Source organism: Roseinatronobacter ekhonensis (assembly GCF_900499075.1).
GTDB lineage: Bacteria > Pseudomonadota > Alphaproteobacteria > Rhodobacterales > Rhodobacteraceae > Roseinatronobacter > Roseinatronobacter ekhonensis.
Map to the genome: position 1 here is coordinate 1 of NZ_UIHC01000039.1, position 15,487 is coordinate 15,487.

The following is a 15,487-nucleotide window of genomic DNA, read 5'->3' on the forward strand; positions in this document are numbered from 1 at the left end:
AGGGTTCACTCGACATTTGAACGGGGCGTTTAACGCTGCCTGAAAGGCCGACTGTCACGCTGGTGTCTGCAACGGACCTGCTGCAAGTATCCCTGTCAAACTGTGCAACATTCCCTGTCGCGCCACACTATCCACAGCAAAATGCGTCGATCCGCAAAAATAGCTTTACAGAATCTTGCTTTGACTACACCATATATAGTAAGCGCACGCAGAGGCGTTGGAACACATAGCGGTAAACACTGTGCCTTGTGGAACGCGAAACAGGCGCACGTAGTAATGTGAGGCGGGCATGTCAGCAGCAGAACTCTACCTCTCCAACGACGATATTCACCCTATCGACATGGTCGAAACGCTTGCCACCCATCACGACTGGGATTTCGACCGCTTGGCCGACGACCAGATCGCGATGGTGGTCGAGGGGCAATGGCGCAGCTACAGCCTGTCACTTGCAATCGCGCCGGGCGGCGATGTGCTGCGCCTGATCTGCACGTTTGAAATGGACCCGCCCGATGCCGCGATGCCTGCGCTCTATGAAACCCTCAGCCGTGCCAATGACATGGTCTGGTCGGGCTCTTTCAGCTTCTGGAACGCGCAACGGCTGATGGTCTGGCGCTATGGCTTGTTGATGTCGGATGAACAACCCGCCGGGATTGATCAGATCGACCGGATGCTGCGAAGTGCGATTGCCGCGGCAGAACGCTTCTATCCGGCCTTCCAGCTTGTGGCATGGGCCGATCACAGCCCGCAGGCCGCATTGGATCTGGCCTTGGCCGACGCCGTCGGGCGGGCGTAACACAGGGGCGCAGACCCTCTTGAACCTTGGTTGCCGCAGGCGCATGATGCAGGTGCAACAATCGGGGTTCACACATGCATGATATCAACGCGCGCGGCATTGTGCTGCTGGGCTGTGGCAAGATGGGATCGGCCATGCTGGCTGGTTGGCTGGCGCAGGGGATAGAGCCGGGCGCGGTGCATGTGATCGACCCCAACCCGTCGGACTGGCTGCGCAGCACAGGCGTACAGTTGAATGTCGGATTGCCGCCGGCCCCGGCGGTCGCGGTGCTTGCGGTCAAACCGCAGATGATGGGCGCGGCCTTGCCGCAACTGGCGGCCCTTGGCGAGGGCGAAACGCTGTTTGTTTCCATCGCGGCAGGCACCACGCTGGCGACACTTGGCACCGCGCTGGGCGAAGGCAGCCCGATTATCCGCGCCATGCCCAATACCCCCGCCGCCGTGGGCGCGGGGATTTCCGGGATCATCGGCAATGCACAGGTCGGCCCTACGCATCTGGAACAGGCAGAGCGGCTGCTATCCGCCGTGGGCGAGGTCGTCACGCTGGATGACGAATCCCAGATGGATGCCGTGACCGGCCTGTCCGGCTCTGGTCCCGCCTATGTTTTCCACATGATCGAAGCGATGGCGCAGGCTGGCATGGCCCAAGGCCTAAGCGCGGATCTGGCGATGCAACTGGCCCGCGCAACGGTGGTCGGCGCGGCGCGGCTGGCAGATGATAGCCCCGACAGCGCCGCGACCTTGCGCGAAAACGTCACCAGCCCAAATGGCACCACCGCCGCAGCACTCGCAGTGCTGATGGATGACACCAATGGCTTGCCGCCCCTGATGGTCCGGGCAATCGCGGCGGCGGCCGACCGCTCGCGCGAGCTGGCGCAATGACCATCAGCTTTGACGAGTTCCAAAAGGTCGATATCCGCGTGGGCCGCATTACCCATGCCGAACCCTTCCCCGAAGCGCGCAAACCCGCGATCAAGCTTTGGGTGGATTTTGGCGCAGACATCGGTGTTCGGAAATCCTCGGCACAGATTACCGCGCATTACGAGCCCCAGGCGCTGGTCGGGCGGCAGGTGTTGGCGGTCGTGAATTTTCCGCCCCGCCAGATCGGCCCGTTCATGTCCGAAGTGCTGGTGCTGGGCGCAGCCGATGATGCGGGCAATATATCGCTGGTGGCGCCCGACCACCCCGTGCCGCTTGGCGCACGGATGCATTAGAGGACCCTCATGGCAGAGCTTTACATCACCCGCCCCCTGCCCGACCGTGTGCTGGACCGCGCGCGCGAGCGGTTCAACGTGACCCTGCGCGAACAGACGACCCCGTTGAAAAAGGGCGAGATGCGCGCGGCGCTGGTGCTTTATGACGTTGTCTTGCCCACCTTGGGCGACATGTTCACCGCGGACGTGTTCGACGGCATGGCAAGCGCGCGCTGCAAATTGCTCGCGAATTTCGGCGTCGGGTACAACCATATCGACGTGTCGGCGGCGCAGGCTGCCGGCATCTCCGTCACCAACACGCCCGGTGCAGTGACCGAGGCCACCGCCGACATTGCCCTGATGCTGATGCTGATGACCGCGCGCCGCGCAGGCGAAGGCGAACGCATGGTGCGGGCGGGCAAATGGGCCGGATGGCACCCCACGCAGATGCTGGGTCTGAACCTAGGGGGCAAGACCTGCGGCATTGTCGGTATGGGGCGCATCGGGCAGGCAATAGCGCGGCGTGCGCATTTCGGGCTTGGGATGGAGGTGATCTATCACAACCGCTCTGCCAAGGCGCTCGACATGCCCGCGCGGCAAGTGGGCAGCCTGACCGAATTGATGGGGGGCGCGGACATCGTGGTTCTGGCCGTCCCCAGCGGGCCCGACACCCACCACCTGATCGATGCAGCGGCCTTGGCGACCATGCAACCGCACGCCCATCTGGTCAACATCGCGCGCGGCGATGTCGTGGATGAAGACGCGCTTGTCGCGGCGCTGCAAGCGGGCCAGATCGCGGGCGCGGGGCTGGATGTCTATGAGCATGAACCCAAGGTGCCCGACGCCTTGCGCGCCATGGAAAACGTAACGCTTCTGCCGCACCTCGGCACAGCCGCGCTGGATGTGCGCGAAGAGATGGGGCTGATGGCAGTCGAAAACGCCATCGCCCATCTGGACGGTCAGCCATTGCCGAACCCGGTCTGACATGACCACGCAGGCCGAAATCGCCGTCATCGGCGCGGGCGTTGTTGGCTTGACCTGCGCGCTGCGCCTGCACCACGCTGGACATGCGGTGGTACTGGTCGCGCCAGAGGATGACGAAACCGGCGCAAGCTATGGAAATGCAGGCGTTATCGCGGATTATGGCGTTCTGCCTATAGGCACCCCCGATGTCCTGCGCGACTTGCCGCGCCTGTTGTTCAACCGCGACAGTCCTTTGGCCATACGCCACGCCGCGATTGCCACACTGGCCCCTTGGCTGCTGCGGTTCGCGCGTGAATGCCTGCCGGGGCGGGCGCAGGCCAATGCGGCGGCAATTGCCGCCCTTCTGGCCCCCTCGGCGCAGATGTGGCGCGATCTGGCGGGCGAGATCGGCGCGCGTGACCAACTCAAGGCGCATGGCTCGCTTTACCTGTATGAACGCACGGATCAGGCGGTGGATCTGACGGCCTATCGCAATCTGGGCGTGACCGTTGACGCGCTAAGCGATGCCGAACTGCGCCAGTTGGAACCCGCGCTGCGCGGGCATGCCGGCGGGGCGTTCTTTCCCAATACGATCACCATCGATGACCCCGCGACCTTGCTGCGCGCCCTGCGCGCGGCGGTGGCGGATATTGCGCGCGTCACGGCACGGGTCGAACGGCTGGAGCGGGGCCGCGATGGCCTGCGCCTGACCGGCCCGGGCCTAGACCTGCGCGCCGCGCGCGTGGTTCTGGCGGCGGGCGCGTGGTCGAAGCGCTTGGCCGCACTGATAGGCGACAAGGTGCCGCTGGACACCGAACGCGGTTACCATCTGGAATACGACATGCCCGAAAACCCGCTGACGCGCCAGACAAGCCCCATCGCACGCGGGTTCTATTTCTGCCCCATGCAAGGGCGCTTGCGAGTGGCGGGCACGGTCGAGTTGGGCGGGCTGTCAGCCCCGCCCGCGCCGCATCGTTGGGCCATGATGGAACGCGGCGCGCGCGCCATCCTGCCCGACCTGCCCGAGCCGTCGCGCCGGTGGATGGGGTTTCGCCCCTCCATCCCCGATTCGCGCCCCGTGATCGGACCGTCGCGGGGCGGTGCCGATGTGATCCATGCCTATGGCCACGGTCATCTGGGCCTGACGCTGGCCCCCGTGACCGCGCAAATGGTGCTTGACATGGTGGCGGGGCGCACGCCGTTTCTGGACCCGGCGCCCTACCGAGTGGACCGTTTCTGAAGCGCCACACGCGCCAGCGTGGTCGCCAGAAACAGCCCCGCCGCGACCACCACGATGGACGGACCCGACGGCGTGTCTTGTGCCAGCGACAGTTGCAGCCCGCCCCAGACCGACAGTCCGCCAAGCGCGATAGCGCCCAAAGCCATTGCCTCCGGCCCACGCGCCAGGTTGCGGGCGGCAGCGGCCGGAATGATCAGCATCGCCGCGATCAAAAGCGCGCCGACGATCTTCAGCGACACCGCCACAACTATCGCCAGTGCAACTGTCAGCACCAACCGTTCGCGCGCGGGGTCGATACCTGCGGCGTGGGCCAGATCTTCGGAGAGTGTCGCGGTCAACAATGGGCGCCAGCGCCATGCCAGCAGCGCCAGAACCGCGCCCGCGCCAAGCGCGATCACGCCAAGATCGGCACGCGAGACCGCCAGAATGTCGCCAAACAGATAGGATGTCAGGTCTACCCGTACGCCGGGCAGGTAGGACACGGCAACCAACCCGCAGGCCAGCGCGGAATGCGCCAGCACCCCCAGCGTGGTATCCATCGCCCAGCCGCGCCCCGCAAGTGCTGCCACTGTCATCGCCATGGCCAGCGCGACCAGCATGATCCCCAGATACAGGTTCAGCGCGAACCCAAGCGCCAGCGCCACGCCAAGAATGGCGGCATGGGCGGTTGCGTCGCCGAAATAGGCCATGCGCCGCCAGACCACGAAACAGCCCAAAGGTCCTGCGGCCAGCGCGACCATCAGCCCCGCCAGAAGCGCGCGCAACAGGAAGTCATCCAGCATGGGCGTGATCCTCGTGGTCATGGTCGTGATCGTGCTGGTAAAGCGCCAGCGCGCCGCCCGTGCCATGGCCAAAGAGCGCGCGGTATTCGGGGGCCGCGCGCACCACATGCGGCGCGCCCGCGCAACAGATATGCCCGTTCAGGCAGATCACGCGGTCGGACGCGCTCATCACCACATGCAGGTCATGGCTGACCGAAAGCACCGCGCAGCCCAGCTCGCGGCGGACATCTTCGATCAGCCGGTAAAAGGCGGCTGTGCCGGGCTGGTCCAGCCCCGCCGTCGCCTCGTCCAAGATCAGGATGTCGGGCCGCGACAGAAGCGCGCGCGCCAGCAGCACCCGTTGGAACTGCCCGCCCGAAAGCGTGGTCATGTCCTGCGCGGCCACCCCCGGCACACCGACACGCGCCAGCACTTCGGCGATGCGCGCCTTGGTCTGCCGCTCTGGCAGCGACAGGAACCGCGTGACCGGCATGGGCATGCTCGGGTCGATATGCAGTTTTTGCGGCACATACCCGATACGCAACCCCGCCTGCCGCGTCACCCGCCCCTTGGACGGGGCGACAACCCCCAGAATAGCGCGCAGCAATGTGCTTTTGCCGGACCCGTTCGGACCGACAATGGTCACGATCTCGCCCGCGTGAATGCTCAGGTCGATATGGTGCAACACCTCGCGCCCGCCAAGGCGCACGGCCAGATGATCGGTGGCGATCAGGCTCATGAAGGATGTCCCGCGCAGGTGTTGCAGCGCCCCACGGCCTCTATCGTGGCGCGGTCCAGCGCAAACCCCGCCGCTATGGCGGCCTCTGTCAGGGCAGCGGTCACAGCACCCGCAGGCGCTTCGGTCACGCTGTCGCAACGGTCGCAGATCAGGAACGCCGCCGCGTGATCCTGCGCCGGATGCGCGCAGGCGGTAAAGGCGTTGAGCCGCCGGATACGGTGGGCAAAGCCATGCTCTACCAGCCAGTTGAGCGCACGATACGCGACCGGCGGCTGGGTGCCGTAGCCTTCTGCCGACAATTGTTCCAACACGTCATAGGCCCCCATCGCGCCATGCGCCGCGATCAACATTTCCAGCGTGCGAAGGCGCACGGGGGTCAGACGCAACCCCATGGTTCGGGCGCGCATCTCTGCCTGCGCCAGGATACTGGCCGCGCCCTGTGCACCGCTATGGTCGGGGCAACAAAACGCGGAATGGGTGTGATTGCTCATCGGCCTGCCCTTGACTGTTATGATATAACGTAAGATAGGTTTTGTAACTTTGTAACACAAGGAGACAGAGATGCGCTACTCCATCGCTTTGGCCGCTGCAATACTTGGCACCCCGCTTGCCGCCCATGACATTCGTGTGGTGACGGATATTCCGGTCACGCATTCGCTGGTCAGCATGGTGCTGGGCGATCACGGCACAGTGGATCTGATGCTGGATCGCGGCGCGAATGCGCATTCCTACCAGTTGCGCCCGTCGCAGGCACAGGCCTTGTCGCAGGCCGATCTTGTGGTCTGGGTGGGCGAAGGCATGACGCCTTGGATGGGCCGTGCGATGGCAGGACTGGCCGCTGATGCGCATTCGGTCGCACTGCTGGAGGTCGAGGGCGCGATGCTGCGCGACTTCGGCCAAGCGAAGGACGCACATGACCACGATGACCATGCGGATGAACACGCGCATGATGAACACGCGCATGATGACCACGGCCACGAAGACCATGCGGATGAGCACGCGCATGACGACCACGGCCATGAAGACCATTCGGATGAGCACGCACACGACGACCATGGCCATGACGACCACGCCGAAGAGCACGCGCATGACGACCATGGCCATGACGACCACGCCGAAGAGCACGCACACGACGACCATGGCCATGTCGACCACGCCGAAGAGCACGCGCATGACGACCATGGCCATGAAGACCACGCGGACGAACACGCGCATGAAGACCACGCCGAGGAGCATGCGCACGACGACCATGCCCACGAAGACCACGCTGACGACCATGCGCATGACCACGCCCATAGCGGCCTCGACCCGCATGCTTGGCTCGATACGCGCAACGCGGCGATCTGGCTGGACGTGATCGCCGAAGAACTGGCCGAACATATGCCGGATCATGCCGATGCATTCACCGCCAATGCACAAGCCGCCAAGGCCGACATTGCTACCCTGACCGCAGAGTTGGACACCATCCTAGCCCCTGCACGCGATATGGCCTTTGTGACCTTCCATGACGCTTACGGCTATTTCGTCAACCAGTTCGACCTGACCCAAGCGGGCGCGATTGCGCTGGGGGATGCCGCCAGCCCCGGCGCGCAGCGTCTGGCCGCATTGCGCACAGAGATGGAGGCCGATGCCGCCGTCTGCATCTTCCCCGAGGCAGCACATGACCCGGCGCTGGTCACGACCATGATCGAAGGCACGGGCGTGCGCCTTGGCGCCACGCTTGACCCCGCTGGCAGCTTGCTGGACCCGGGCGCCGGGCTGTACGGCGAATTGATGCGCGACATGGCCAAAGCCATCGCGGATTGCGCGCAGGGCTAGACGAAACAGCGCCCAAAGGTTAGGTCTGGGGCACACAGCCCCGGACCTGAAAGCGCTTTGAGATGACCGCACTTACCCTCTATCTGGCTGCCCCGCGCGGCTTTTGCGCGGGCGTCGACCGCGCGATCAAGATCGTGGAAATGGCCTTGGAAAAATGGGGCGCGCCGGTCTATGTGCGCCATGAGATCGTGCATAACAAATTCGTCGTCGACAGCCTGCGCGAGAAGGGCGCAGTGTTTGTCGAGGAGTTGGACGACTGCCCCGATGACCGCCCGGTGATCTTTTCCGCTCATGGTGTGCCGAAATCGGTGCCAGAAGCGGCGCAGGCGCGGCAAATGCTGTTTGTGGATGCCACCTGTCCGCTGGTCAGCAAGGTCCATATAGAGGCCGAACGCCACCATGAAAACGGGTTGCAGATGGTCATGATCGGCCATGCGGGCCATCCTGAAACCGTGGGCACGATGGGGCAACTGCCCGAGGGTGAGGTGCTGCTGGTCGAAACCGCCGAGGATGTGGCGGGGTTGGACGTGCGCGACCCCGAAAAACTGGCGTTCATCACCCAGACCACGCTGTCGGTGGATGACACCGCCGATGTGGTTGCGGCCCTGCAAGCGCGGTTTCCGGCCATCGTTGGCCCCCACAAAGAAGACATCTGCTACGCCACCACCAACAGGCAGGAAGCGGTCAAGGCCATCGCGCCCATGATCGACGCGCTGCTGGTGATCGGCGCACCGAATTCGTCCAATTCGCAACGGCTGGTCGAGGTGGGCCGCGCCAAGGGCTGTGCTTATGCGCAACTGGTGCAGCGCGCGGCCGATATTGACTGGCGCGCGCTGGACGGTGTGCAATCGGTCGGCATCACCGCCGGTGCCTCGGCCCCGGAAGTGCTGATAAACGAGGTGATCGACGCCTTCCACGCCCGCTATGACGTGACGGTAGAACTGGTGGAAACCGCGAAAGAGCGGGTGGAATTCAAGGTGCCGCGAGTGTTGCGGGAAAGCGCTTGACGCCATGACAAGCACTTGATTTTTGTCCAACGCGCCCCGGACTTGATCCGGGGCCTCTTGGTCAAAAGCACCCCCGGTCCTAGTAGAATGAGTATCTAGAGCACGCGCGGCAAGGCCCCGGATCAAGTCCGGGGCGATGGGCGGCTTGGTATCATCACTTCAGATATTTTCAACTATCCACTTGCCCTGCCCCAGCCTGCGCGCCATCCTGCATCTCAGTGATAGGACCACCGCCCATGCTCTCGACCCAGTTCTTGCTGACCGCGCTTGTGGTCGTGCTCGCCCCCGGAACCGGGGTTGTCTACACGCTCGCGGTCGCCTTGGGACAAGGGCGGCGCGCGGGTCTTTGGGCGGCCTTGGGCTGCACCTTTGGCATTGTCCCCGCCATGCTGGCGGCGATGTTCGGGCTGGCCGCGCTCATGCACAGTTCGGCCCTGTTGTTTCAAGCCGTGAAAGTCGCCGGCGTCGCCTATCTTCTGTATCTAGCGTGGCAGATGTTGCACGAGGGCGGCGCGCTGGGGTACAAGAAAACCCAGCGCCCACGCCGGGACTGGTTATCGCCAAGCGCGGCGCGCTGTTGAATATCCTGAACCCCAAATTGTCGATTTTCTTTCTGGCGCTTTTACCGCCCTTCCTGAGCGGCAACGCGGCGACCGCCACACAGGAACTGGCGCTGATGGGTGCCGTATTCATGGCGCTGACATTCGCGGTCTTTGCCGTCTATGCGGTGGCCGCCGCACAAGCGCGCGATTGGCTCTTGGGCAGCGCAAGGGCCATGCGCTGGCTGAACCGCGCCTTTGCCACGGTCTTTGCGGGCCTTGCCGGACGTCTTGCCATGGAGCGCGCATGATCCCCCGCGCCGCCCTTATCCTCGGCCTTGCGGGCCTGATCCCCTTTGGCTTCGGGCTGGCCACGATCCTCTCGCCCGCGTTGGCAGAGGCCACGATCCGCGCGATCGGTCCGCGTTTCGCGGGGCAATATGTGCTGATCGCCTATGGCACCGTGATCCTGTGCTTTATGTCGGGCGTGCTCTGGGGCTTTACGGCCAAAGGGGCCGAACATAATTGGACCGGCTATGCGCTATCGGTCGCCCCCGCGCTTTGGGCGTTTTTCTTCGTCGGCGGCGGCGCGACGCAGGCGCTGGCCGCCCTGCTGACGGGATTTGTCGTGCTGCTGGTGATTGACCAGCAATTCAGCCTGTGGGGCCTGACCCCGCCTTGGTGGATGAAGCTGCGGCTACTGCTGACAGCGGGTGTTGCGCTATGCCTTGCGGGCGGTATCTGGCTGGGGTAGCCCTTGGCCTGATCCTGCAGGAAAGGCCCGCCCATGCATCTTTATTCCATGCCATCCTCTGGCAACAGCTACAAGGTGCGGCTGCTTTTGGCGCTTTTGGGCCAATCGGTGGATATGACGGATGTCGAGTACGGCTGGCCCGCGCTGGAGCGTGCCAAGGCCGAAGGCGCACTGCCCTTCGGCAAGGCCCCGGTGCTGGCGCTGGACGATGGCACGCTGCTGCCCGAATCGAACGCGATCCTGATGTATCTGGGGCATGGCACAGCCTTCATCCCGGCCAGCCCGACTGCGCAGGCGCAAACGCTGGGCTGGATGTTCTGGGAGCAGAACCAGCATGAAGGCGTGATCGCCGTGCGCGCGGCGTTGCGGACCTATCCGCACCGCGCGGCGCAGGCCACGCCAGAGCGTCTGGCGCAGCTACTGGACGCGGGCCATGACCTGCTCGCGGTCATGGAGAGGCATCTGGACGGGCGCGACTGGCTGGTGGGAAATGACCCGACGCTCGCGGATATCTGCCTTTACGCCTATACCCACAGCGCGGGTCCGAAAGGAGGGTTCGACATGGGCCGGTACCCCGCCATTGGCGCATGGCTGGACCGTGTGGCCGCCCTGCCCGGCTTTGCCCCGATGGGTGCGCAATGACCCGCCTTGTCGCCTATACCGATGGTGCGTGCAGCGGCAATCCCGGTCCCGGCGGTTGGGGCGTGCTGATGCGGGCCGAGCGGGATGGCGCGGTGCTGAAAGAGCGTGAATTGCAGGGCGGCGAGCGTGACACCACCAATAACCGGATGGAGTTGATGGCCGCGATCTCGGCGCTGGAGGTGCTGGAGCGACCTTCGGAACTGACCATCGTCACCGACAGCGCCTATGTGAAAAACGGCGTCAGCCAATGGATACATGGCTGGAAGCGCAATGGCTGGCGCACCGCCGACAAGAAACCCGTCAAGAATGTCGAGCTTTGGCAGCGGCTGGACGCGGCGCAAGCACGCCACACGGTGACTTGGGAATGGGTCAAGGGCCATGCAGGCCACCCAGAGAACGAACGCGCGGATGAGTTGGCGCGCGCCGGCATGGCCCCGTTCAAACCGGGCAAGCCATGACCTTGTTGCAGGTGCTGGATCTGGCGGCGGTGTTCGTCTTTGGTCTGACCGGCGCTTTGGCCGCAAGCCGCGCGCAGTTGGACATCGTGGGCTTTGTGTTCCTTGCCTGCCTGACAGCGGTCGGCGGCGGCACATTGCGCGATGTGGTGCTGGGGCGCGACACCGTGTTCTGGGTGGCGGAACCCTTGATGATCGTCTCGGCCACAGCGGCCGCCGTGCTGGTGTTCTTCACCGCCCATAGGGTCGAATCGCGGCTGCGTACATTGGAATGGCTGGATGCGGTCGCGCTGGCGGTCGCGGTGCCCGCCGGTGCGGGGCTGGCCCTGAGCATGGACGCGCCATGGATCATCGTGGCGATCATGGGCGTGGCGACTGGCACATTCGGCGGACTAATGCGTGACGTGGTCTGCAACGAAGTTCCGCTGATCCTGAAAAAGGGCGAGCTTTACGCGACCGCCGCGCTTGCAGGCGTCTTGTTGGCACTGGGCGCGGCGGCTGTCGGGGTGCCGAGTGGCGGCGCGCTGGTCGCCTGCGGTTGCGCGACATTCGCATTGCGCGCGGGGTCCATGCTGTTTGGCTGGAACCTGCCGGTCTACAAAAGCCGCCCGCCGCGCAAGTAGCGCCCGTCCTCAAACCGTGATGCGTCATACGGTGGGTTGCAAACCGTAAGCGCATGGATTGTGCCGCGGCCAGCAAGGACCCTTGGCAGCTAGACGGTGCAGCGCAAAGCTGCGATCGTTCCCAAAAAAACGGCTATCACACTGGACGCGATCACAACGAGCAACGGTCCAAGAAATGGGTGCCACTGAACGGCATTGAACGTCTTCACAGCCAGGACCAACGCCACCAGGGTTGCAAGGCCACCAATCCACAAATTCGCAACCGCCCCAAACAAACCACCCATACAGGCACCGTCTGAAATAATGTCCCGGCTGGACGAAACCATAACGTAAACACCAACCGCGATTTGAAGAGTGGAGATTCCCAAGGCAACACGCCAGCGCTTTGCCGCCCAGTTCGAACTTGCTGCACCACGCGTCATTCAGGGCTCCAAAATTCTTTGCGCAGATACGGGGGCGCCAAGCGCTACGCCCCAACAGCCGCCAGAAGCGCCACCGCCACCCGGCGCTGTTCGGACAACAGCACGTTATAGGTGCGGCAGGCGGCGGGGCTGTCCATGACCTCTGCCCCGATCCCGGCGGCGTCCAACTCTGCGCGCAGGCCCTTGGGTAGGTGCGCGATCTGCGGGCCAGTGCCAACCAGCAGCACATCGACCCGCCCGGCCAGTGCCAGAAGCGGCGCGGCCTCGTCATAACCGCCCCAGCCATGCACTTCACCACCATAGATCAGCACCGGCGCGGGATAGGTCTGCCCGCCCAGCCGGTAGAAATCGGGCCCGTAGCCCTCTATGGGTTTGGCGTCACCGAATTCTATCTCGGAGAGTTGCATCTCAGCCCTCTTTGACTCCGAATTGCGTGCCTGCGGTATCGCCCGCAGCTTTCGTCCAGTCGCGTTTCACCCCGAAGCGATAGAGCACAACAGAGGCCACGAAAACCGACGAATACGTCCCCACGATGATACCCCAGATCATGGCGAAGACGAAACCACGGATCACGTCGCCCCCCAGCACAAACAGCGATATCAACGCGATCAGCGTGGTGACAGAGGTCATGACCGTGCGCGACAGCGTGTCATTGATGGACAGGTTCAACACCTCGCGCAGCGGGCGTTTCTTGAACTTGATCAGGTTCTCGCGCACACGGTCGAATACGACCACGGTGTCATTCAACGAATAGCCGACGATGGTCAGCAGCGCCGCGATAATCGCAAGATCGAAACGGATTTGCAGCGCCGCAAACAAACCGATGGTCAGCACCACGTCATGCACAAGCGCCGCGACTGCGCCAACAGAAAACTGCCATTCAAAGCGCAGCCAGATGTAGAACAGCACCGCCCCGAGTGCCAGCAGCACCGAGATCACCGCCGATTGCACCAATTCGCCCGATACTTTTGGCCCGACAGAGTCCACCGATGCGAAGGTCAGCGTCGGGTCCAGCACTTGCAAGGCCGCGCGGATCGACTCAAGCTGTTCGGGGGTTTTTGCTTCCTGGCCTTCCTGCGCTTGGATTCGGACCATTGCCACGTTGCGGTCCGGTCCAAAGGACGGGTCGAACACTTCGGTGATGGACACATCGCCAAAGCCCAACGGTTCTAGCGCCGCGCGGTAGGCACCGATATCGACCGGCTGAACCGCTTCGGTGCGGATCGTCGTGCCGCCCTTGAAGTCGATCCCGAAATTCAGCCCCATCATAAAGAAGGCAACGACGGACAGCACCATCGCCAGCATCGACGCGCCAAACGTGTAGCGCCAGAAGCGGAAGAAATCTACCGAGGTGTCTTGCGGAACAAGTTTCAGGCGCATGGGCTTTCCTTATATCGCAAGGGTTTTGGGGCGGCGACGCTCAAAATACATCACCATCATCACACGCGTCACGAGAAGCGCGGTAAAGACCGAGGTGATAATCCCCAGCCCCAACGTGACGGCAAAACCGCGCACCGGGCCGGACCCCATCGCAAACAGGATCAGCGCAGTCAGGAAGGTGGTGATATTCGCGTCCAGAATGGCCGAGAGCGCCTTTTCGTAGCCAAGCTCAATCGCGCGTGCCGGTCCTTTGGCGGTCCGCATCTCTTCGCGTATTCGCTCGAAAATCAGCACCGTGGCGTCCACCGCCATCCCGATGGTCAGCACGATCCCTGCGATCCCCGGCAGGGTCAGCGTGGCCCCGATCAGCGACAGCAGCGCAAAGATCATCGCCACGTTAAGCAGCAGGGCAATATTCGCGATCACGCCGAAAATACCGTAGCTGGCCAGCATGAAAACCAGCACCGCACCCATGGCGACAATCGCGGCAATGCGACCTGCGTCAATGCTGTCTTGCCCCAGTTCGGGGCCAACGGTGCGTTCTTCCAGAAACTCCATCTCAGCGGGCAGCGCGCCAGAGCGCAGCAGGACCGCAAGCTGAGTCGATTCCTCGACCGTGAAGCGGCCGGTGATAATTCCTGAACCGCCCGGAATATGGCTTTGGATCGTGGGCGCGGACACGACCTCTCCATCCAGCACAATCGCAAAGGGGCTGCCGATATTTTCGGCGGTATAGAGGCCAAAAGCCCGCCCGCCCTGCGCATTGAACCGGAAATTTACCGCCGGGCGGTTATTCTGGTCCATCGCGGCGCTGGCATCGACCAGTTGGTCGCCGGTCACAACTGGGGTTTGTTCCACCTCGTAAAATGTGCCGGGCGCATCAAGCGAGGGGTATATCGCGTTGCGCGGCCCCGGCACTTCGTCCGGGTCCGATGTGACGCCCACGACCGGGTGAAAGGTCAGGCGCGCGGTCGTGCCGATCAGCGCCTTCAACTCGTCGGCAGATCCGATGCCCGGCACCTGAATCAGGATTCGGTCCTCGCCCTGCCGCTGGATGCTGGGTTCACGCGTGCCCGCTTCGTCGACGCGACGGCGGATAATTTCAAGCGAGGTCCGCATGGTGCGCTCGTCGGTAGCCATGCGTTCGGCCTCTGACAGCGTGACTACCAGTTCCTCACCCTCGACCCGCACTTCCAGATCGTTGGCGGCGCCAAACCCGGTCAGGCTTTGCGTGGGTTGCGCCAACTCGCGCACGAAGCCTGCGGCCTGATCAATGGCGGCGGGGTTGCCAAGCTGCACCCGCAATTCACCGACATCGTCAGTGGACATGCGCCGCACCGCGCCTACAGTGTCACGTTCTTCGCGCAAACGGTCGCGCACGCTGGGCCAGAGTGCATCGACACGGTCGGCATACACATCCGCAACCTGAACTTCGGCCAGCAGATGCGCGCCGCCGCGCAGATCAAGCCCCAGATTGACCAGAAAGGACGGCAGGAAACCGGGCCATGCCGCCAGATCCTCTTCGGCAAAAGCCTCACCACGCTCCTGCGCCGTGACCGCGTCATTGTGCCGCTCGACCTGCGCATAGAACAAGTTCGGCACGGCGATCAGCAGCGCCAATGCGCAGGTGCTCCAGATGAGGATGCGTTTCCACATCGGAATATGCAGCATGGGTCGGGTATCCTGTCAGGTTTTTACAGTATCAAGTCGCGGTCGCGACGTGGTGCAAGGGGCGCGCGGATTATTCTTTTGCCGCGGGTTCGGTTTTCGACATCACAGTTGCGATAGTCTGCTTCAGAATACGCACGCGCACGCCCTCGGCGATCTCGACCTCGACCTCGCCATCTTCCTTGACCTTGGAGATTTTGCCGACAATGCCGCCCTGCGTGACGACCTGATCGCCCCGGCGCAGCGCCTCGACCATCGCCTGATGTTCCTTCACCTTCTTTTGCTGCGGACGGATCAGCAGGAAGTACATGATTACGAAGATCAGAATAAACGGGATGATCGAAATCAGGCCACCTGCGGCCCCGGCGTCTTGTGCATAAGCGGGTGTGACGAACATGAAAGCTCCTGTCTGGTTGCGGCCCGGCATGCGGGCAGGAAAGCGTGGCCCCTTGCGGGGCCGGATTTGGCGCGCACCCTACTGGCAGGCATGA

21 protein-coding genes are annotated in these 15,487 nt (G+C 63.5%); 13 read left to right on the forward strand and 8 right to left on the reverse strand.

What is annotated here, in order from left to right; translation table 11 throughout:
- The first annotated feature begins 289 nt into the window (after positions 1–289).
- The 5 genes from ROE7235_RS14510 to ROE7235_RS14530 all read left to right on the forward strand — a co-directional run bounded on the left by ROE7235_RS14510 (position 290) and on the right by ROE7235_RS14530 (position 4,188).
- On the forward strand, positions 290–793 hold the full coding sequence (locus ROE7235_RS14510) for a type III secretion system chaperone family protein (protein ID WP_121096226.1): 504 nt from the start codon (positions 290–292) through the stop codon (positions 791–793).
- A 74-nt stretch (positions 794–867) separates the two neighbouring features.
- On the forward strand, positions 868–1,674 hold the full coding sequence (gene proC, locus ROE7235_RS14515) for a pyrroline-5-carboxylate reductase (protein ID WP_121096227.1): 807 nt from the start codon (positions 868–870) through the stop codon (positions 1,672–1,674).
- Complete coding sequence (locus tag ROE7235_RS14520) at positions 1,671–2,006, forward strand: tRNA-binding protein (protein ID WP_121096228.1); 336 nt, start codon at positions 1,671–1,673, stop codon at positions 2,004–2,006. Before proC ends, ROE7235_RS14520 begins: the two co-directional genes overlap by 4 nt.
- 9 nt (positions 2,007–2,015) lie before the next feature.
- Positions 2,016–2,969 (forward strand): 2-hydroxyacid dehydrogenase, encoded by a 954-nt coding sequence (locus ROE7235_RS14525; RefSeq protein WP_121096229.1) that lies wholly within the window; start codon positions 2,016–2,018, stop codon positions 2,967–2,969.
- Between the two features lies 1 nt (position 2,970).
- Positions 2,971–4,188, forward strand: a complete 1,218-nt coding sequence (locus ROE7235_RS14530; RefSeq protein WP_121096230.1) for an NAD(P)/FAD-dependent oxidoreductase — start codon at positions 2,971–2,973, stop codon at positions 4,186–4,188.
- Here ROE7235_RS14530 and ROE7235_RS14535 read toward each other — a convergent pair.
- From ROE7235_RS14535 to ROE7235_RS14545, 3 genes are read right to left on the reverse strand one after another with little or no spacing between them, the layout of a single operon-like run.
- Complete coding sequence (locus ROE7235_RS14535; protein WP_121096231.1) at positions 4,167–4,970, reverse strand: metal ABC transporter permease; 804 nt, start codon at positions 4,968–4,970, stop codon at positions 4,167–4,169. The two genes, ROE7235_RS14530 and ROE7235_RS14535, sit on opposite strands and share 22 nt — an antisense overlap.
- Positions 4,960–5,688: a metal ABC transporter ATP-binding protein gene (locus tag ROE7235_RS14540; protein ID WP_121096232.1), complete on the reverse strand. Its 729-nt coding sequence runs from the start codon at positions 5,686–5,688 to the stop codon at positions 4,960–4,962. Before ROE7235_RS14540 ends, ROE7235_RS14535 begins: the two co-directional genes overlap by 11 nt.
- Positions 5,685–6,179, reverse strand: a complete 495-nt coding sequence (locus ROE7235_RS14545; RefSeq protein WP_121096233.1) for a transcriptional repressor — start codon at positions 6,177–6,179, stop codon at positions 5,685–5,687. Before ROE7235_RS14545 ends, ROE7235_RS14540 begins: the two co-directional genes overlap by 4 nt.
- A 70-nt stretch (positions 6,180–6,249) precedes the next feature.
- Here ROE7235_RS14545 and ROE7235_RS14550 point away from each other — a divergent pair, with 70 nt between their 5' ends.
- From ROE7235_RS14550 to ROE7235_RS14580, 8 genes are all read left to right on the forward strand, one after another.
- Positions 6,250–7,506, forward strand: a complete 1,257-nt coding sequence (locus ROE7235_RS14550) for a zinc ABC transporter substrate-binding protein (protein WP_121096234.1) — start codon at positions 6,250–6,252, stop codon at positions 7,504–7,506.
- Between the two features lie 62 nt (positions 7,507–7,568).
- Complete coding sequence (gene ispH, locus ROE7235_RS14555) at positions 7,569–8,513, forward strand: 4-hydroxy-3-methylbut-2-enyl diphosphate reductase (RefSeq protein WP_121096235.1); 945 nt, start codon at positions 7,569–7,571, stop codon at positions 8,511–8,513.
- 236 nt (positions 8,514–8,749) lie between these two features.
- On the forward strand, positions 8,750–9,094 hold the full coding sequence (locus tag ROE7235_RS20965; protein WP_370743788.1) for a LysE family translocator: 345 nt from the start codon (positions 8,750–8,752) through the stop codon (positions 9,092–9,094).
- Positions 9,091–9,363 (forward strand): LysE family transporter, encoded by a 273-nt coding sequence (locus tag ROE7235_RS20970; RefSeq protein ID WP_370743790.1) that lies wholly within the window; start codon positions 9,091–9,093, stop codon positions 9,361–9,363. Before ROE7235_RS20965 ends, ROE7235_RS20970 begins: the two co-directional genes overlap by 4 nt.
- Complete coding sequence (locus ROE7235_RS14565; RefSeq protein WP_121096236.1) at positions 9,360–9,806, forward strand: DUF3429 domain-containing protein; 447 nt, start codon at positions 9,360–9,362, stop codon at positions 9,804–9,806. The genes ROE7235_RS20970 and ROE7235_RS14565 overlap by 4 nt, the downstream gene beginning before the upstream one ends.
- A gap of 33 nt (positions 9,807–9,839) precedes the next feature.
- Entirely contained in the window at positions 9,840–10,448 is a 609-nt protein-coding gene (locus tag ROE7235_RS14570) for a glutathione S-transferase family protein (protein ID WP_121096237.1), read from the forward strand.
- Positions 10,445–10,906 carry a ribonuclease HI gene (gene rnhA, locus ROE7235_RS14575; RefSeq protein WP_121096238.1) on the forward strand — a complete coding sequence of 154 codons (462 nt, stop codon included), beginning with the start codon at positions 10,445–10,447 and terminating at the stop codon, positions 10,904–10,906. The genes ROE7235_RS14570 and rnhA overlap by 4 nt, the downstream gene beginning before the upstream one ends.
- Positions 10,903–11,526, forward strand: coding sequence for a trimeric intracellular cation channel family protein (locus ROE7235_RS14580; protein WP_121096239.1), 624 nt, complete (start codon positions 10,903–10,905; stop codon positions 11,524–11,526). The genes rnhA and ROE7235_RS14580 overlap by 4 nt, the downstream gene beginning before the upstream one ends.
- Before the next feature lie 89 nt (positions 11,527–11,615).
- On the opposite strand, the gene ROE7235_RS19895 is transcribed toward ROE7235_RS14580, so the two are convergent.
- From ROE7235_RS19895 to yajC, 5 genes are all read right to left on the reverse strand, one after another.
- On the reverse strand, positions 11,616–11,948 hold the full coding sequence (locus tag ROE7235_RS19895) for a hypothetical protein (RefSeq protein ID WP_147434222.1): 333 nt from the start codon (positions 11,946–11,948) through the stop codon (positions 11,616–11,618).
- A 44-nt stretch (positions 11,949–11,992) separates the two neighbouring features.
- Positions 11,993–12,355: an Mth938-like domain-containing protein gene (locus ROE7235_RS14590; RefSeq protein ID WP_121096241.1), complete on the reverse strand. Its 363-nt coding sequence runs from the start codon at positions 12,353–12,355 to the stop codon at positions 11,993–11,995.
- Position 12,356: 1 nt separating this feature from the next.
- Positions 12,357–13,328 (reverse strand): protein translocase subunit SecF, encoded by a 972-nt coding sequence (secF, locus tag ROE7235_RS20590; protein WP_245963982.1) that lies wholly within the window; start codon positions 13,326–13,328, stop codon positions 12,357–12,359.
- A gap of 9 nt (positions 13,329–13,337) precedes the next feature.
- On the reverse strand, positions 13,338–14,999 hold the full coding sequence (gene secD, locus ROE7235_RS20595) for a protein translocase subunit SecD (RefSeq protein ID WP_245963983.1): 1,662 nt from the start codon (positions 14,997–14,999) through the stop codon (positions 13,338–13,340).
- 70 nt (positions 15,000–15,069) lie between these two features.
- Positions 15,070–15,393, reverse strand: a complete 324-nt coding sequence (yajC, locus tag ROE7235_RS14600) for a preprotein translocase subunit YajC (protein ID WP_121096257.1) — start codon at positions 15,391–15,393, stop codon at positions 15,070–15,072.
- Between the last annotated feature and the right edge of the window lie 94 nt (positions 15,394–15,487).